At 43.8% G+C, this 20,483-nt stretch carries 5 protein-coding genes; 2 read left to right on the top strand and 3 right to left on the bottom strand.

From position 1 onward, the window contains the following. Positions 1-6 precede the first annotated feature (6 nt). From devC to RMX89_RS21590, 3 genes are read right to left on the bottom strand one after another with little or no spacing between them, the layout of a single operon-like run. On the bottom strand, positions 7-1,179 hold the full coding sequence (gene devC / locus RMX89_RS21600) for an ABC transporter permease DevC (RefSeq protein WP_322690386.1): 1,173 nt from the start codon (positions 1,177-1,179) through the stop codon (positions 7-9). A gap of 11 nt (positions 1,180-1,190) precedes the next feature. After that, positions 1,191-2,486, bottom strand: a complete 1,296-nt coding sequence (locus tag RMX89_RS21595; protein WP_322690385.1) for an HlyD family efflux transporter periplasmic adaptor subunit — start codon at positions 2,484-2,486, stop codon at positions 1,191-1,193. Between the two features lie 17 nt (positions 2,487-2,503). Beyond that, entirely contained in the window at positions 2,504-4,264 is a 1,761-nt protein-coding gene (locus RMX89_RS21590; RefSeq protein WP_322690384.1) for a carbamoyltransferase, read from the bottom strand. Between the two features lie 383 nt (positions 4,265-4,647). Here RMX89_RS21590 and RMX89_RS21585 point away from each other — a divergent pair, with 383 nt between their 5' ends. Then, entirely contained in the window at positions 4,648-14,787 is a 10,140-nt protein-coding gene (locus tag RMX89_RS21585; RefSeq protein ID WP_322690383.1) for an SDR family NAD(P)-dependent oxidoreductase, read from the top strand. Continuing rightward, positions 14,780-20,470, top strand: coding sequence for a type I polyketide synthase (locus RMX89_RS21580; RefSeq protein ID WP_322690382.1), 5,691 nt, complete (start codon positions 14,780-14,782; stop codon positions 20,468-20,470). The genes RMX89_RS21585 and RMX89_RS21580 overlap by 8 nt, the downstream gene beginning before the upstream one ends. The last annotated feature ends 13 nt before the right edge of the window (positions 20,471-20,483 follow it).

Below are 20,483 nucleotides of genomic sequence, written 5' to 3'. Positions count from 1 at the left end.
AATAATTCATTGGAATAATTCTGCTGGATCTGCATCTTTTAGTTTAAATACACTCATTAAGGCTGCAAAAAAACACATAAATATTGTTAAAGATATGATTACAATAACTTTCTCAATGGTTAAGATCATTGGCAATCGAGTATTAAATTGAATATATCTATATAAGCCTAAACTAACGATCAATCCGGGGATATAACCGATGATAGACATCAAAAATGATTGTTGTAAAACTAGAGCTATTATATAATAATTTGTATATCCAATCGCTTTAAATGTTGCATATATAGATATATAATCTGAAATTTGCGTGAAAATAATTTGGTAGACTATTACTGCTCCAAAGATAAAACCAACTAATGATAAAATATTGAATATTATACCGATTGGAGTTGCCTTTTGCCAATACAACTTTTCAAGTTTTATGAACTCTGCTTTAGTTATTACTTTCACTTGATAAGGTAGTTTTTGATTAATTTTATTAATAATCTCTTCTGGAGATGCTCCTGGCATTATGCTTATCAAGCCCAAATGTACTTTTTCTATAGGTCTTTTAAAAATACTGGCATAATTTAAGTCGCTAGTAATTAATAATCCATCAGCAGAAAAGACTCCTCCGCCAATCGAAAAGAAACCACCAATTTTAATTTGATTATCTAATAATTCAGTTACAACTGAACCTGGTTTTTTTAGGGCTTTGAATTTATCTACAATTCCACCATACTCAGGGCGAGAAAGGCGATCGAATAAAAAACTTTCATTGTTTCTAATAACTGATGTTTGCTGATTAATTTCAGCTAGGTTAAAAGTCGGTTTGTCAGGGTTAAAAGCAATAACGCCTATATTTTTTTTAGTTTTTAAATCTGGATTTTTAAACCCAGCGAAAGCCACATAAAAAGGATTGATAGAAACTATACCATTAATGGCTGATAAACTATAGAGAATCCGGCGAGGAAATGGATTTGTATGTATTGTCCAAAATGATTGAAAATCAGCAGAAAGAATAATTAAATCAGCTTGGAGAGTTTTATGTATAGTAACAGAATCTTCAAAAAGTGCATCTTTTAATCCTGTAGTTGTAAACATCAAGGCTACAGAAAAAGCTACACCAATAATACTGATTATTAAACGGGACTTTTTATGAGTTAACTGGAGCCAAGCTAAGGAAATTGGTGGAAACATTAAACCTAAAATTAAGGATTAGTATCAATTTTTGCTTCTACTTGTAAATTAATTAAATGAGTAATTTTATCTGTATAATCTGAATTTATTTTAATTTTAACCTCAAATATCCTAGCGTCCATATCTAAACTAGGATCGTTATTAAAAACAGCTTTTTTGCCAATTTGCAAGCCAATTTGCTCTACTTTTCCCTGTAATTCAAATGGTAAAGATTTACTAGAGATAGTAGCAACCTGTCCTAGCTTAATTTGCCCAATATCAGTTTCGTAAACTTCTGCAACCACATACATTTCTTGAGTCTGACCGAAGTCAACAATTCCATCACTACCAATACTTTCTCCTGGCCAAGTGTGAATTTTCAGAATTTGACCTGGAAAAGGTGCTTTTACATGAGCTAGATCGAGTTCTGACTGAGCTTCACTTACTTCAGCGATCGCTTGCTTCAGTTGAGAGCGAGAAACTTCTATATCTACAGGGCGAACTTCCTGAAGTTGGTCAAGAATAGCTTTAGCTTGGGCAATCTTTTGAGGAAAAGTTGACAAAATTTGTTTCATTGTGGACTCTGCTTCACTAATTTCTTGTGGCAAAGTTGTTACAACTTGCTCTTGGTTAGCTTCTGTTTCTTTAAGCTGTTGCAAAGCAGTTTTAGCTTCTAAACATTTACTATCACGAGTAGCATTACTGGTAGCCCCATCTTTAAATAGATTTTCATAACGTTGACAATCAATTTCCGCTTGATTCGAGTTTGCTTTTAAACGCATAATGGCCGCTGTGTCAACATCTTTTTGTTTCAGTAATTTAATTTTTAAACGAGCAATTTTAGTTTTTTGGGTAGCAATTTGACCTTGGAACTCAGCTTTTAAGCTAGCAACTGCTGCCTCTTGAGCAGCGATTTCTCCTTTTTTGGTTGTTCCAGCTAGCACTTGGTTAAGTTGCGATCGCGCAAGTTGAACTTTCTGCTCTGCTGCCTTTAACACTGCTTGCTGTTTATCAAAAATATCTAGAATGGCAATGATTTGCCCTTTCTTAACTTGTTCTTGCTCTTTAACTAAAATCTGAATTACCCGACCACTATAAAGATAGGATGGCCCAGTTAATTTGATCACTGCATTTTTTGGTTCGATTCTTCCCAGTGCTGTCACACTTTTATCTGATGTCTTTGTGGCTGAGACATTTGCTAGGGTAGTCTCTCTTCCATTTGCAGTTGGAGGATTTAATCGCTTAGAAATAAAGAAAATAACACTAGCTAAAATTAGTGTAGAGATTAAAGTAATAGTTAATGTAGATTTTGAATTGATTAACTTCATTAAAACTGACCATTGGGTTACTTTAAATAAATTCGATCTTCAATAATTAATACATCCATGCCTGTTGTCATAAAGACAGCGATCGCATCTTCCACAGTATGAATAATCGGTTTTCCCATCACATTGAAACTTGTGTTCAGAATTAGGGGAATTCCTGTTAGGTGCAAAAAAGCTGAGATCAGATCATAGAACCTGGGATTCCAATCTCGCTTAACCGTCTGAAGCCGACCTGTACCATCAACGTGAACTACACCTGGAACTTTTTCTGCTGCTTGGGGATGAAAGCGTAAAGCACGCTCCATATACGGAGTTTCTTGATAATTCTCAAAATACTCAGCACCATATTCATGCAAAATAGCTGGAGCAAATGGGCGGAATTCCTCCCGATATTTCACCTCCACATTCAGCCGCAATTTAATATCAGGCAACCTGGGGTCAGCAAGAATCGAACGGTTTCCTAAAGCTCTAGGGCCAAATTCTGCCCTACCTTGCATCCAGCCAATAATCTTACCCTCGACCAAAAATTGTGCTGCCTTTTGAGAGACTGTTTCGCCATATTCCAACGGAACTTTTTTGAGTCGGCTATATTGCTCTAAATTACTCAAGGTTTTCACTGATATTGTTGAACCCAGGTAAGGTGATTGGAGCTTTGCAGGTTTATTCTGGGGAGGGCGATCGCTATAGTAAGCAAGTAAAGCCGCACCAACTGCATTACCGTCATCTCCGGGCGCAGAAAAAACATAACAATTTTTGAACTCAGGCACTAATTCTAGTACTTGACCATTAAAAGCTGAATTGAGCGCACATCCACCAGATAGGACAAGGCGATCGGATGGACAAATCTTATAGGCGCTTTTGAGCAAATCTGTCATTAATTCCGAGAAAACAAGTTGACCTGTATAGGCAAGATCGGCAGCATCGTAGGGATTCTGCCAACGCTTTGATATGTAATGATTTAATGTTGATTCATATTCTTGAATTAACTGTTTATTCTTGTATATAAACCCCCCATCTTTTACTTCCATTAGCCCTTTGAGTGAATGATAGAAAGCCTGATTCAGCTTGCCATAGGGTGCTAGTCCCATTACTTTCCATTCTTCCCCTCTGATAGAATCGAATCCACAAGCGTTACAAAGTTTAGCAAAGAAGATTCCTAAACTGGGTATGGAAGGTTTTATCCCTGGAATCGGTTTGAGAGTGCCGCGATCGTAGTGGAATATAGCAGTAGATGAACCTTCACCATAGCCATCAGCAATAACACATAATGCTTCTTCAAAAGGGCTGCTGTAACAAGCTGCCGCAGCATGGGTCAGATGATGATCGAATGCCTTCCGAGTCACCTGCAAATGAGAATTAATTTGAGGATTTGTTTGATTTTTTAAGAAGAATACAAATTCTGTGTTTAAGCCAGTATTTTTGGCAGTGCCAGAAATTAATAACTTTGAAAGTGGTGCAGGTAAAGGTGTTTCACTAGTTAATAAACTTAATAAAAATTGAATAACTGGATTTTGTATTAACGAATTAAAGTAAAAAAATTCTGCTTTACGGAGAGTAGATGGCTGCCACGTACTTGCTAAGACTAGCTCGGCATCTTTTTCACAATAGGTGTTAAGCAACTCACCCATCCGGATCAGATCGTCTGGAGGACTATACCATGCCCGTTTATTTTGTAGGTATCTTTCCGCAGCTTCGGCAAATACTACCTCCCCATCAGAGTTAACAATTGCCAAACCTGGATCGTGGCAACTACACGATAACCCAATATAGTTTCTAGGCATATAAATTTGCTTATAAATTCAGTATATTCACGGATACTTGAAAAGTTGGGAGGCATTGTAAAAAAGTTTTCCCAACATACTCTGTGAATAGACTTTCCGACCTAACTGTTACAAACATTTACTAATTTTATAAATTAATATAACTAAATATTTAGAGATTTATCTAAATATTACGTTTGAGAAAAGTTATTACTGATGAATAGAAAAGCAGAATATAACAAGGTTTGTGAATCTTAAGTTACTAATAATACACTTATAACGATCTGTATTGACAGTAGTAACTCTGTTTTTAGGATGTAGTCAAGAAGCTTTTGCAGACCAAAACATTTATCCGAAAAAACAGCTTATTTAATGGTTTAATGGTTGCCCGGTGAACAGACTCAATGGCTTTTATCTCAGATGGCTTAAGCAGTTCTGAGCGTAAATCTTCTACTTTAGTTGATTTATTACGCTACAGAGCAGACAATCGCCCTAACCAAACAGCCTACACTTTTCTCGTGGATGGGGAAGCTGAAGAAGTTAGTATTACCTATCAAGAGTTGGATATAAAAGCACGGGCGATCGCGCAAGTGCTAATTTGTCATTTTGCAAACAAATTAAAATCCGTTGGGACTACTAGAGAGCGAGTCTTGCTGCTGTATCCACCAGGATGGGAATTTATCGCCGCGTTTTTTGGGTGTTTGTATGCAGGAGTCATCGCTATCCCCGCTTATCCACCCCGACGCAACCAACAGTTAACTCGGTTAAAAGCTATTATTCAAGATGCCCAAGTATCTCTAGCCCTTACCAATGCATCGATTGCGGCTAACTGGGAAAGCTACCAAGCAGAACTCAAACCATTAAATTTACACTATTTAGTTACTGATAGTATCTCTAACAATTTTGCAGATGATTGGGTTCCTCCCCAAATCAAAAGTGAATCACTAGCATTTCTGCAATATACTTCTGGTTCTACAGGTTCACCAAAAGGAGTGATGGTGAGTCACGGGAATTTGCTCTACAACGAAGAAATGATGAAGAGAGCAGCCCAACATACAGAAAAAAGCATAATTCTAGGTTGGTTGCCACTTTATCACGACTTGGGACTAATTGGGAATGTACTCCAGCCTTTATATGTAGGTGTACATGGCATTCTCATGTCACCTGTCGCATTCTTAGAGAAACCCGTTCGTTGGCTCTTGGCAATTTCCCACTACAAAGCAACCACTAGCGGCGCTCCTAATTTTGCTTACGATCTGTGTGTTAACAAAATTACTCCCCAACAGAGAGAAAACCTGGATTTGGGTAGTTGGGAAGTGGCTTTTAATGGTGCTGAACCCATCCGTGCAGAAACACTAGAACGATTTGGACAAACTTTTGCGCCTTATGGGTTTCGTCCTGAAGCATTCTACCCTTGCTACGGTATGGCAGAAACAACTTTATTGGTTTCTGGGGGTCTGAAAAATGCTGCTTTGCTTGTCGTTACTATCGATCCGGTTGAAGTAGCAAAAAATATTGTAAAAATTACTAATGAGCCAGAAAAAGCCAAAAAAATAGTCAGTTGTGGTCAGAGTTGGTTAGAGGAAAAAATAGCTATCGCTAACCCGGAAACTTTAACCTTGTGTCCACCTGGAACAGTTGGAGAAATTTGGGTGGCTGGACAAAATGTCGCTTGTGGCTATTGGGATCGACCTGAAGAAACAGAAAAAATTTTCCATGCTTATACAGCAGATACTAATGAAGGGCCGTTTCTGCGAACCGGGGATTTAGGATTTTTGCAGGACGGGGAATTATTTGTCACAGGTAGGATTAAAGATATCATCATCATCCTGGGACGCAACCATTATCCTCAAGATATCGAACAGACAATTGAGCAAAGCCATCCAGCACTGCGACCAACTTGTGGGGCAGCATTTTCAGTTGAAATTAACAGTGAAGAAAAGTTAGTTATTGTTCAAGAAATAGAACGAACTTATCTCCGTAAACTCAATCAAAATGAAGTTATCGGTGCAATTCGTCAAGCCGTATCCGAGCAACACGATTTACAGGTTCATGCAGTGTTGCTGTTAAAAACAGGGAGCATTCCCAAAACTTCTAGTGGTAAGATTCAGCGCAGTGCTTGCCGATTGGCATTTTTAAATCACAGCTTAAATGTTGTAGCAGAATGGCGAGCAAATATTCATCAATCAGAAACATCTCCAGCAAATTACTCAAAACATTACAGCCAAAAAAATATCGAAGCTTGGTTAATTTTAAAAGTTGCAGAACATCTACAAATTGCTCCCGAACAAATTGATATTCAGCACCCTTTAGCTTATTACGGTCTGAGTTCATTAGTAGCTGTAAGCATTGCCAGTGATTTACAAGAATTATTGGAACGGCAACTTTCTCCTACTTTATTGTATGATTACCCCAGCATTGAAACCTTATCTCAACATTTAGCTTCGGACTTTCAAAGCGAAGCCAATCCAAAATCTAAAATCCAAAATCCAAAATCAGATGATAGTAATGCTATAGCTATTATTGGTATGGGTTGCCGTTTTCCGAAAGCCGAAAACCCAGAAGCTTTTTGGCAGTTACTACATCAGGGAATTGATGCTATTTCTGAAGTGCCGCGATCGCGTTGGAATGCCAGTAATTCCCAAGTCCGTTGGGGTGGTTTTCTCGAACAAGTCGATCGCTTCGATCCGCAATTTTTTGGGATTTCTCCACGAGAAGCCGAGAGCATTGACCCCCAACAAAGACTACTGCTAGAAGTAACTTGGGAAGCCCTAGAAAATGCATCTCAAGCACCAGATCGAATTGCAGGCAGTCATACAGGGGTATTCATTGGCATCAGCAATAACGATTACTCTCAGTTATTATTAAATTACGCAGATGGCAATACCTATTCTGCAACTGGTAATGCTTTGAGTATTGCTGCTAACCGCATATCCTATCTATTAAATTTGCGCGGGCCTAGCTGGGCAGTAGATACAGCTTGTTCATCATCATTAGTAGCTGTTCATCAAGCCTGCCAAAGTTTAAATCAAGGGGAATGCCAGATGGCGATCGCTGGAGGAGTAAATTTAATCTTGACTCCCCAATTGGCGATCGCATTTGCTCAGGCAAACATGATGGCAAAAGATGGTCGTTGCAAAACCTTCGATGCGAAAGCTGATGGTTATGTTCGGGGCGAAGGTTGCGGAATCGTCATTCTCAAACGCCTTAGCGATGCGCTGCGAGATGGAGACAATATCCTGGCCACGATCCAAGGTTCAGCAGTTAATCAAGATGGTCGTAGCAATGGCATCACCGCACCTAATGGACTTGCTCAACAAGCAGTTATCCAGCAAGCTTTAGTTAATGCAGGGGTTTTGGCATCACAAATTACCTATGTAGAAGCTCATGGTACAGGGACATCTTTGGGAGATCCCATAGAGGTTAATGCTTTAAAAGCAGCGCTGATGTTAGATCGCTCGCCAGATCGCGCTTGTTGGCTGGGATCGGTGAAAACTAATATCGGACATCTAGAAGCTGCGGCGGGAATTGCTGGTTTAATCAAGGTGGTATTGTGCTTGCAGCACCAGGAAATTTCCCCCAATCTGCATCTGGATCGGATTAATTCCCTGATTTCCCTAGCAGAAACACCCTTATCAATTCCACTCCAGCCTCAACAATGGTTGGAAGAGAAGGAACCACGTTTTGCTGGTGTATCTTCATTTGGCTTTGGAGGTACGAATGCCCATGTGATTTTAGCAGCAGCACCCTCCAATTTTAGATTGCCGATTTTAGATTTTAGATTTGACAATGCCGATCGCAATCCAAAATCCAAAATCCAAAATCCAAAATCGCTGCACCTGCTGACGCTTTCGGCTAAGAATGAGGCCGCTTTGCGGGAACTGGTAGAAAGTTATCAAGTATTTCTCTCCTCAAATTCCCAGACATCTCTGGCAGATATTTGCTTTACAGCTAATAGTGGGCGATCGCATTTCGACTATCGTTTAGCTGTTATTGCTGAATCTGTGGTGCAGTTACAAGAGAAACTAAAAACGACCGAATTCGTAAACATCAAAGTACACAGTAAAAAGTCAGCCAAAATCGCTTTTCTCTTCACAGGACAAGGCTCTCAGTATATCGGCATGGGGCGTGAACTTTACGAAACCCAGCCAACTTTCCGCCAAAACCTCGATCGCTGCGATGAAATTCTGCGTCCCTATTTAGAAAAATCCCTACTCAGCGTCCTTTATTTTTCTCCAGATGAAACTTCTTTACTAAATCAAACCGCTTATTCTCAACCAGCTTTATTTGCCTTGGAATATTCTTTAGCCCAGTTATGGCGATCGTGGGGGATTATTCCAGATGTCGTTATGGGGCATAGCGTGGGTGAGTATGTCGCTGCTTGTGTAGCTGGTGTTTTCAGTTTAGAAGCTGGTTTGCAGTTGATTGCTCATAGATCCCGCCTGATGCAAGCATTACCCAATACTGGAGAGATGATTGCAGTGTTGGCTGATGAGAAACTAGTTCGGACAGTTATTCAACTTTATTTAGAAGAAGTGGCGTTGGCGAAGCCTGCCGTAAGCATCGCTGCTATTAACAGCCCGAATAATATTGTTATTTCTGGAAATACCTCAGCAATTAGAGCAATATCTACCACACTACATACACAAGGCATTGAGACTAGAAAGTTAAATGTTTCTCATGCCTTTCACTCTCCCTTAATGTCACCGATGTTGGCGGAGTTTGCACGAGTAGCCGCAGAGGTTAACTACTCACTACCAAGTATCAAGTTAATTTCCAACCTCACAGGTATTTTCGCCACTGAAGAAATCCAAACTCCTGATTATTGGGTAAATCATATCTCTCAACCCGTTAGATTTGCCCAGAGCATGAACACTCTGCATCAACAGGGTTATGAAGTGTTTGTGGAAATAGGAGCCAAGCCGATTTTACTAGGGATGGGACGAGACTGCCTACCAGCAGGAGTAGGAGTTTGGCTGCCTAGCCTGCGTTCAGGGCGATCGGACTGGCAACAGATGCTCGCCAGTTTAGCTGAACTTTATCTTCGAGGTGTAAAAGTAGACTGGCATGGCTTCGAGAAAGACTATCCGCAACGACGGAAAGTAGCTTTGCCGACTTATCCTTTTCAACGGCAGAGGTTTTGGCTGGGGTCAGTCTCCCAGGCAGCGACCCAAAATCGGGTTATTCACCCACTCCTGGGTCGAAGACTGCGCTCTGCGTCGAAAGACATTCAATTTGAATCCCAACTGAGTGTTGCTGCTCCAAATTACCTGGGCGACCATCGCGTTTTTAGCCAGCCGCTTTTCCCCGCCGCCGCCTATTTAGAGATGGCCTTGACTGCTGGTGCTACTCTGTTTCAAACCCATCAGTTGATGCTTGAGGATGTGGTCATCCTGCAAGGTTTGGTGCTGCCAGAAACAGATTTGAAAACACTGCAAACCATCCTCACTCCTTTAGAAAATGACACTTATCAGTTTCAGATTTTCAGTTTAGAGCCTGAAGAAAATCCCGAATGGCTTCTGCACGCTCAAGGGAAAATCTGCCGAGCCACTGCCGGGGCTGCTAGGTTCATAAATATTAAAAATTGTCAAGTAAATTGTGAGCGATCGCTTACAGTCGATCGCTTTTATGAAAATTTTCACCAGCGAGGGATTGATTATGGTGCTAGCTTCCGAGCCATCCAAGGTTTAGGTTGGGATGGCCAGCAAGCTTTGGGCACAATTGAATTATCAGCAGAACAATTTGTAGAAGCAACCGATTATCAAATACATCCGGTGCTATTAGATGCCAGCCTGCAAGTTCTCGCTGCCTCTGAAAATGAACAAAGTGCAGAGCGAAAAACTTATCTTCCAGTCAGTATCGATCGCTTGCAGGTTTACCATCGTCCTAGTCAGCGCCTCTGGGCAATGGGATCGCTAACTTCACAACAGACTGGTCAAGTCACCCTCTTTAGTGCTGAAGGAGAAATCATTGCGACTGTAGAAGGTTTGCGAGTCAAAGCCTTAGCACGGCTTGATACTCCACAAGAGGATGTTACAGATTGGCTCTATCAAGTGGAATGGCGAATCAGAGCCAGATTTGGCCAATGGCGATCGCTTAAATCCTTACTTCCTCCAACATCTATTCAACAAAAACTGCAACTTAGCATCCCTCAATTAACAGCTAAAACTGACTCAGAAGCTAGCGTTGCACAAACACACTCTCTTACTCTTTGCGCCTCTGCGCCTCTGCGTGAGAAAAATCATCCCACAAATAGCTGGGAGGATTATAGTAACTTCCTCAACCAACTAGAGAACCTCAGCATTGAATTTGTACTGCAAGCCTTTGAAGAGATGGGCTGGCTATGGCATCTAGGCGATAACTTTTCTACAGAAGCGATCGCCAAACGATTAGGAGTCGTTTCGCAGCATCGGTTACTTTTACAACGCCTGTTGCAAATGCTCGCTGAAGTTGAAGTTTTACAGTTAGTTGCAGACCGATGGCAAGTCATCCGAATTCCTGAAAAAGTCACTCCTGAAAATGCGATCGCCACATTACGCGATCGCTTCCCTGATACTGATGCAGAACTGACACTAATGGAACGCTGTGCTTCTCAATTAAGTGCCGTACTGCGAGGCGCTATCGATCCGGTGCAATTAGTGTTTCCAGGTGGAGATACCACCGCAGCGACTCGATTTTATCAGGATTCGCCAGGGGCAAAAGTAATGAATGGTTTGGTGGCAGAGGCGATCGCGATCGCTTTAGAACAGCTACCTGGCGATCGAGGAGTGCGGCTGTTAGAAATTGGTGCAGGTACGGGAGGTACAACTCACTATATTCTGCCGCAGCTTCATCCCGCACAAACCGAGTATGTGTTTACAGATATAGGGGCATTATTTACCAGCCAAGCCCAAGAGAAGTTTCGAGATTATCCTTTTATCCGCTATCAAAACCTCGACATCGAGCAGTCGCCATCTGAGCAAGGATTTGCCTCTCATCAATATGATGTCATCATTGCTGCCAACGTCCTACACGCGACAACATCCCTTCGCCAAACCTTAGAACATATACGGCAGTTGTTGGCCCCAGGAGGTCAGTTAATCTTGTTGGAAGGCACTCACCGCCAGCGATGGGTAGATTTAATCTTCGGACTTTTAGAAGGATGGTGGAAATTTCAAGATTTTGATATTCGCCCCGACTATCCTTTAATCAGTGCCCAACAGTGGCAACAATTGCTTGCTGAAAGTGGTTTTTCGCAGGTAGCAGTCATTGTTGAAGGGAATAGGGAACAGGGAATAGGGAATGGGGAATGGGGAATAGGGAATGGGGAATGGGGAATAGGGAATAGGGAACAGGGAATAGGGAACAGGGCTTCTAACCCTTTAGTGGATCGAGGGAAGGAACAAGTAAAAATTTCCGCATCTAACCAAAAATCTTCACTGTTTCCCGTTGCCTGTTCCCTGTTCCCTTTAAAACAAGCTTTAATTGTGGCTCAAGTTTCAGAATCTCCTACATCTCAGGTTAGTTTAAAGCATCACAATTGGCTGATTTTTGCGGATCGAGGAGGTATAGCTGAACAGTTAGCGGCGCAACTCAAATCGCAGGGAGATATCTGTACCTTAGTCTTTCCTGGAGAAAAATATCAGGAAATTGCACCAGCCATATTTGTAATTAACTGCGATCGCCCAGAGGAATTTCTGCAACTCATCAATAGTCAGCCACAAGATATTTACGGTATCATCCAATGTTGGAGTCTCGATCAACCTGAAGCAGTAGCTTTTGAAAAGGGATGCAAAACGACTTTATTCTTAGTGCAAGCGTTAGGTAAAGCTGGATTAGCACAGTCCAGATTGTGGCTTGTAACTTGTGGAGCGCAACCTGTACCCACAGGTGATTCTGAAGACTATCCAGAAGTTTTGGCAGTCGGTCAATCTTCTGTGTGGGGGATGGGAAAAGTCATTGCTCTAGAGCATCCAGAATTAAAGTGTGTATGTATCGATCTCGACCCCAAAGCACCCTCAGAAGTGCAAGCGCAAACGCTACACGCAGAAGTTTGCTCAGAAGATGTTGAAGATCGAGTAGCATTTCGGTGGGGATTACGTCATGTTGCTAGACTAGGGCGATATCAGGAGGCAGAAGGCAGGAGTCAGAAGTTACGGAAATTAATCCAAAATCCAAAATCCAAAATCCAAAATTTCCGACTGACAATGCAGGAGCGAGGAATCCTCGAAAACTTACAGTGGGAACCAACAAATCGCCGTCCTCCAAAATCAGGAGAGGTAGAAATTTGCGTACAAGCCGCAGGTTTGAATTTTTTGGATGTCATTGCTGCGTTAGAATTGCTCCCTGAGCAAGTAGATGGTGTGTCTCAACAGCATTTGCTGGAAACAACAGGTTTTGGTGGGGAGTGCGCGGGTGAAATTGTTGCCATTGGCGATCGCGTTACCGACTTGGCGATTGGAGATCCAGTAATAGCGATCGCTCATGGTAGTTTCAGCCACTTTGTTACAGTTGATGCAGCTTATGTGGTTGCCAAACCAAAGAATCTCAGCTTTGAGGCTGCTGCTGCCATTCCGGTTAATTTTTTGACCGCCTACTATGCATTCCATCAGGCTGGGAAAATTGGTAAAGGCGATCGGATTCTCATCCACGCCGCCGCCGGAGGTACTGGCATAGCTGCTGTGCAAATTGCCCAAAAAGCTGGAGCCGAAGTATTTGCCACAGCCAGCCTTCCCAAATGGCAAGCTCTCAGAAATATGGGCGTGCAGCACATTATGAACTCCCGTAGCAGCGAGTTTGTAGAGACAGTGCAGCAAATCACCCAAGGGCAAGGCGTTAATTTGGTACTTAATTCCCTTACTTCTGGTGATGCGATCGCCCATAGCCTAGCGGTAATTCATCCCCACGGTCAATTTTTGGAAATTGGCAAACGGGGAGTTTGGGACTCTCAGCAGGTGGCACAAGTCAGACCTGATGTGGGTTATAAAGTTATCGATCTGGTGCGTGTTTGTCAGGAGCAACCAGAATTAATCCAGTCCATGCTGCGGGAATTAGTCGAGCAATTTGAAAGCGGGTTACTCCAACCTCCCCCAATCAAAATATTTCCGATTCAGGAAGTGGTGGATGCTTTTCGTTATATGCAACAAGCCAAGCATATTGGCAAGATTGTCGTCAGGGTTGGGGGAACGGGGAATGGGGAACTTGTACTGAGCGAAGTCGAAGTATGGGGAACTTGTACTGAGCGACTTGCATTGAGCGGAGTCGAAATGAGTCGAAGTATGGGGAACAGTGAGGATTTTGCTGATTCCTTCCTTCGATCCACTATTGGTTCGGAAGCTCCGTTACCTTTAAAAGGAATTCGGGTTGATAGCACTTACCTAATTACTGGGGGATTAGGAGGTTTAGGATTACTCGTAGCCCGTTGGCTGGTAGAGCAGGGAGCTAAAAACCTAGTATTAGTGGGGCGTAGCGGTGTTCAGGATGTGAATCAGATCGAGGCGTTGGAACAAGCGGGAGCTAAAGTTATTGTTGCTCAAGCTGATGTGTCTGATATGACTGCAATGCAGCAATTGTTCTCAGAAATTCAACAGTCACTTCCCCCGTTGCAGGGTGTGATTCATTCGGCAGGTGTTTTGGCGGATGGGGTGCTGCAACAGCTTTCTTGGGAACGGTTTGAATCGGTAATGGCTCCTAAAGTGCAGGGGGCATGGAATTTACATCAGTTGACTAAGCATCAACCGTTGGACTTTTTCGTATTATTTTCTTCTGCTGCCGCTTTACTAGGTTCTCCAGGTCAAAGCAACCACGCAGCGGCCAATGCTTTTTTAGATGCCTTAGCTGCTTACCGTCGAGCAAATGCACTGCCTGGATTGAGTATTAACTGGGGCGTGGTGGCAGAAGTTGGCTCTGCTGTCCAACGCCAGGTAAATGAACGGGCGCAGCAGCGAGGAATTGGCACGATCGCCCCGCAAAAAGTCTTAGCAGTGTTGGAAAAACTCTTGCTAAATAGCTCTCGTGCCACGGTTGGGGTAGTGCCGATACACTGGCAAAAATTTTTGGAGCAGTCGGCTGATTCGCCATTTTTTGCAGATTGGCGAGAAACATCTGTATTGCGATCGCATCTTACCCCTGCATTTCGTCAACAGTTAGCAGCAGCTGCTCCTAGCGATCGCCGAGAACTATTAGTTGCCCATATCCAGCGACAGATAGCTCAGGTACTAGGTTTCCCATCATCCGCACCGATAGGCTTAGAGCAAGGTTTTGTGGAGTTGGGAATTGATTCTCTCACTGCTGTGGAATTACGAAATCGCCTGCAAACTAGCTTAGAGTGTGCGATCGCCTCAACTGTAATGTTCGATTATCCCACGGTGGAAGCATTAGTTGATTATCTCATGGGGGAAGTTTTGGGATTAGAAGCTGCTGATATTGTTCTTGACGAAGAACTCGAAGAGACTACAATGGAGCGATCGCTTTTGGCTAGAACCCAAGAACTTTCGGAGGCGCAATTAGAAGAGTTCATCAACCAAAAGCTAGATCGGCTGATTCAGGAGAATGCCAATGGCTAAGATTTCATCCCAGAACCTCGAAAATCTGACTCCCCTGCAACGGTCTTTTTTGGTGATTAAGCAGTTGCAAGGTAAACTTGACACGCTGGTAGCCTCTCAAAAAGAGCCGATCGCTATTATCAGTATGGGTTGCCGCTTTCCGGGTGGTGCCGATACTCCTGAGCTATTCTGGCAGTTATTGCGCCAAGGTATCGATGCGATCGCCGAAGTTCCCCGCGATCGCTGGGATGTGGCAGCTTACTACGACCCCAACCCAGAAGCACCGGGAAAAATGTCTACGCGCTACGGTGGCTTTATTAAAAATTTAAAGGCATTTGACCCCCAGTTCTTCGGCATTTCCCCTCGTGAAGCCCTCACCCTAGACCCTCAGCAACGGTTACTGTTAGAAGTCAGTTGGGAAGCTCTGGAAAATGCCGGATTAAATCCTCAAAACCTTGCTAAAACACAAACAGGTGTATTTGTAGGCATTTCTACGAATGACAATTACCAACGTTTATTGAGCCAAGATGTTACTGAGATAGATAGCTATCTAGCTACGGGCAATGCCCACAGTGTAGCCGCCGGCAGAATATCTTACATTTTAGGCTTGACTGGTCAGAGCCTTGCTGTCGATACAGCCTGTTCTTCCTCGTTAGTGGCGACTCATTTAGCTTGCCAAAGTCTGCGGCAGCGAGAGAGCAATTTAGCGATCGTTGGCGGGGTCAATCGCTTGATCTCGCCAGAATTTACCATCAACCTTTCTCAAGCGCGGATGCTCTCAGGCGATGGCCGCTGCAAGACCTTTGATGCGCGTGCTAATGGCTTTGTCCGTAGTGAGGGGTGCGGCGTAATTATCCTCAAGCGGCTCTGTGATGCAGTGACAGATGGCGACAATATTTTGGCAGTGATTCGCGCTTCAGCAATCAACCAAGATGGTCATACTAGCGGATTAACTGTCCCTAACGGCCCTTCTCAGCAAGCGGTTATCCGTCAGGCACTAAACAACGCTGGAATCAAACCAGACCAGATCGGCTATATCGAAGCACACGGAACCGGAACTTCTCTTGGCGATCCGATTGAAGTAACAGCACTAGGAGCAGTTTTTGGTGTTAGTCACTCTCAGCAACAACCCTTGATAGTTGGCTCAGTTAAAACTAACATCGGTCATCTGGAAGCTGCCGCCGGGATTGCTGGACTGATTAAGTCGGTTCTACAACTGCAACATGAAGAAATTGCTCCGCACCTACATCTCAAACAACCCAATCCTTATATTAACTGGGCAGAATTGCCAATCCAGGTGCCAACCGAAATTGTGCCTTGGAGTACGGGAGATCGGCCCCGACTGGCAGGTGTCAGTTCCTTTGGGTTCAGTGGTACAAATGCTCATGTGATTATCGAAGAAGCACCATTAAAGGAGCAGGGGAGCAGGGGAGCAGAGGAGCAGAGGAGTAATTCTGAGCGTTCCTATCATCTCCTGACTTTATCCGCTAAAAGTGAGGTAGCACTCCGGCAGCTTGTTTCTCGTTATCACGATCGCATTACCAACAATTTTGATGATGATTTAGGCGACCTCTGTTTTACAGCTAATACCGGGCGATCGCACTTTGATTATCGGCTGGCAATTGTGACTAGCGATCTGACCGATTTGGGTGAAAAATTGCTACGCCTGGACGCAGAGCAATTTACTCTGGCAGCAGAAGTGCCGAAAGTGGCTTTTTTGTTTGCAGGTCAAGGATCACAATATGTAAACATGGGACGGCAACTTTACGAAACCCAGCCAAAGTTTCGAGAAGCTTTACAGCAATGCGACACTATCCTGCAACCTTATATTCATAAATCACTGTTATCTGTAATCTATCCAGAGATAGAAGAAGAGCCACTTTTGGATCGAACAGTCTACGGACAACCAGCAATTTTTGCCTTGGGATATGCGATCGCTCAAGTATGGCAATCTTGGGGCATCAAACCCGATGTAGTCATAGGTCACGGTGTTGGTGAGTATGTTGCCGCTTGTGTAGCCGGGGTTTTTTCCCTAGAAGATGGTCTCAAGTTAGTTGCAACTCGCGGACGGCTGATGCAACAGTTAGCGTCCGACGGTGTGGCAGAATTCGAGCAAGTTGCCCGTCAAGTCAGTTACGATCAACCGCGCGTGAAGTTCATCTCTAATATCACAGGAGCGATCGCCACATCTGAAGTCACAACACCTGAATATTGGTGTCGCCACATTCTCTCACCTGTGAACTTTGCCTTGGCAATGGCAACTTTAGCTCAACAAAGTTATAAAGTATTTCTAGAATGCAGTCCCAAGCCTGTCCTGTTGGATATGGGGCGTGAGTGTTTCCCACTAGAGCAGGGGACTTGGCTACCATCCTTGGGTAATGGGCAAGAAGATTGGCAACAAATGCTCTCCAGTTTGGGTGAATTGTATGTGCGTGGAACAAAAGTTTATTGGCATAGATTGGAGTGCAACCACCGCCCCCGCAAAGTTGTGTTGCCCAACTATCCGTTCCAACGCCAAAACTATTGGATTGAAACCAAACCCACCAAGGCAGAGGGCAGAGGGGCAGATGAGCAGAGGAGCAGAGGAGCAAGGGAGCAGAGGAGTGGAGGGGCAGAAGGAAGTTCTGACTTTTTCCATCCATTGCTAGGGCAAAAATTGCAGGTAGCAAGAATTAAAGAAATTGTTTTTGAATCTTCTTTAAGTTCTGAAAACCAAGCTTATTTAGCGGATCATCGAGTTTTTGGGCAGATGATATTGCCAGGTGCAGTTTATCTAGAAATGGCGATTGCTGCTGGTACTGCTGTTTTCCAATCTGATTGTGTGGTACTAGAAAATGTGGCGATCGAACAACCCCTGATTCTTTCCTCTGGACAAAATCAAACCCTGCAATTGATTTTGACTCCCAACGCCGGACAAAGTTACCATTTTGAAATTTGTAGCCTGAATCGATCGCCAGCAGCACAGGAATCTTCGTGGATTGTTCATGCTACGGGCACTATCTTGCCTGGTGAAGCTGCATTCCCGGCTGTTGACTTATCAACTTGGTCAAATCGAGGCGAATCAGCATTAGATGTCATTGACACCGAGGAATTTTATCAACGTTGTCAAAAGCAAGGAATAGAATATGGCTCTTATTTTCAAGCCCTAAAGCAAGGGTGGGTGGAAACAGAACAGGGTTATGCTCAACTGCAATTACCAGCAAATTTGGAAACTGAGGGCTATCAAATTCACCCTGTTCTGCTTGATGCCAGTTTTCAATGGGGGAGTGCGGCTTTCACACAGGCACTCTTAGCAGGCGATGAAACATCTCTGTATTTGCCTGTGGGTCTTGAGCGTCTGTACTTTTACAGACGATCTGGGCATCAACTTTGGGTACAAGCTAAAAAAACATCCGCTAGCCAAAGTGCGATCGGCTACGCTGCGCCAGAGGCGATCGCCACCGATCTCCAGTTGGTCGATTCGAGTGGGGCGTTGCTGGTTCAAGTTGAGGGGCTTTCAATGCGCCGAACAACACCCCAATCCCTACAGCGCATGCTGAAAGAAGATTTCAGCGATTGGCTCTATCAAGTTCGCTGGCAAGCTAAATTCCTGCCTAAAAATCTCATAGCTGAAAGAGTGGGGGGTTATTGGTTGATCTTTGCAGATGGCTCTGGACTAGGAGAGCAACTGGCGCAACATTTAGTCCAACAGGGAAAGGATTATGCGATCGCCATACCTGGAAAAACCTATCAACAACTTGATGACAAACACTACCAAATCAATCCTTTAAAACCGACTGATTTTCATAGCCTATTGCTAACACTCCCCAAACCGCTACAAGGGGTGATTCATCTATGGTCTTTGATAGGAAATCCGGTTGAGGAACTCGATCTGGATGGGTTGAGGCGATCGCAAGAACTGAGTTGTGCCAGTGTGTTGCATCTGGTTCAATCCTTAACGGAAAATCATCAATCTGACTCTATTCAACTTTGGTTAGTTACCAAGGGATCTCAAGTAGTCGAACCATTAAAGGGAATAGGGAATGGGGAACAGGGAACGGTTAAATTACAGATTCAGCAATCACCATTATCGGGATTAGGACGAGTAATCGCCTTGGAGTATCCCGATTTACCTTGTTATCGGCTCGACCTCGATCTAATGGCAACAAGTGCAGCAGATGCAACAGCGATCGCCCAAGAAATTTTTGACTCAGATGGAGAAGACCTAATTGCCCAACGCCAAGGTCAGCGTTATGTAGCGCGGTTAGTTCGTCATCGCACGGTTGAAAAATCAGAGCAAGTCACGATTCGAGCAGAAGGGAGTTACCTAATTACAGGCGGATTGGGAGCCTTGGGTTTACAAGTAGCTCATTGGTTAGTGGAGCGAGGAGTACGTCATTTAGTCCTCATCAGCCGTCAGTCACCAACGCCAACTGTAACAAATGCGTTCAGCTACGCTGCGTCGGAGGCGATCGCCAAGATGGAGCAAACTGGAGCAAAGGTAATAGTTGAACAAGCAGATGTTTCTAGCCGGGAGGAGATGACCAGGATATTTGCCAAGATCCAGGCACAATTACCACCTTTGCGCGGGGTAATCCACGCCGCCGGAGTTTTGGATGATGGCATTCTACAACAGCAAAGTTGGGAAAGCTTTGTGAAAGTTATGACTCCGAAAGTTCAGGGAGCATGGCTGTTGCATGAACTTACTCAAGATATGTCCCTAGACTGGTTTGTTTGTTTTTCATCAATGGTTGCCTGGATGGGAGCAGCCGGACAGGGGAATTATGCTGCTGCTAATGCCTTTCTAGATGCCTTGAGCCACTACCGTCAGGCACTTGGTCTGCCCGGACTGAGTGTGCAATGGGGACCCTGGTCTGGGTCTTACGGTCGAATTACCCCCCTTAATCCCCCCTTTCCAAGGGGGGAAAAAGAAAAATCTAGTTCCCTCGATGAATTTTATAAGCACAATCGCAACACCGCCTTAGAAAGAGGGGAAAAAGAAAAATCTAGTTCCCTCCCCTTTACACGGGGTGGGTTTGGGTGGGGTAATTCAACGACTGGTAATGATTCGATAACTTCTGTATACAGGGTAGGATCTGAGCCAGGGGGAATGACAAGCCGTTTGAGTCAGCAACTCCAACAACGGTTTGTGGAGTCAGGATTTAATTTCATCTCCCAACCAGAAGGGTTGCAGATACTAGAACAGTTAATGGCGGAATCGATCGCTCAGGTGGGAGTGATACCAATTAATTGGCCGCGATTTTTTCAACAAAATTCCGCAGCGACAACATCACCATTTCTAGAAGTGTTTCAGCAACAGTTTAGACAGCAAACTGGGGAGCATTCGCCATTTCTCGAACAGTGGAAAGCAACACCCGTACCTGATAGACGAGCTTTGTTAATGAGTTACGTGCGATCGCTCTTAGCTAGAGTCCTGGGTATCAGCGACCCCCAACAAATCAAGCCCCAGCAACCCTTGTTCGATTTAGGAATCGACTCGTTGATGGTACTCGATTTAAAGAATCAGCTACAGATGAGCATTGGTAAGACCCTGCGTTCGACGCTGTTGTTTGACTATCCGACATTAGATGCTTTAGTGGCATACCTGGAACGGGAAATGTTAGAACAGCCCTGTGAAACTGAGTCAGCAGGAAGTCATATAGATGAACTAGCAGACTTATCGGAAGACGAAGTTTTTGCATTACTGGCCAGTGAATTAGAGTAGCCAAGAGGGGTAA

The organism is Nostoc sp. DedSLP04, assembly GCF_034530775.1.
In the GTDB taxonomy this organism is placed as follows: domain Bacteria; phylum Cyanobacteriota; class Cyanobacteriia; order Cyanobacteriales; family Nostocaceae; genus Nostoc.
The sequence above is the reverse complement of the archived record's forward strand: the minus strand, read 5'-3'. Positions and strand labels throughout refer to the sequence as shown.

Excerpts from the sequence above, each read along its gene's own strand:
- devC (WP_322690386.1), bottom strand. The coding sequence starts at position 1,179 with ATGTTTCCACCAATTTCCTTAGCTTGGCTCCAGTTAACTCATAAAAAG.
- RMX89_RS21595 (WP_322690385.1), bottom strand. The coding sequence starts at position 2,486 with ATGAAGTTAATCAATTCAAAATCTACATTAACTATTACTTTAATCTCT.
- RMX89_RS21590 (WP_322690384.1), bottom strand. The coding sequence starts at position 4,264 with ATGCCTAGAAACTATATTGGGTTATCGTGTAGTTGCCACGATCCAGGT.
- RMX89_RS21585 (WP_322690383.1), top strand. The coding sequence starts at position 4,648 with ATGGCTTTTATCTCAGATGGCTTAAGCAGTTCTGAGCGTAAATCTTCT.
- RMX89_RS21580 (WP_322690382.1), top strand. The coding sequence starts at position 14,780 with ATGGCTAAGATTTCATCCCAGAACCTCGAAAATCTGACTCCCCTGCAA.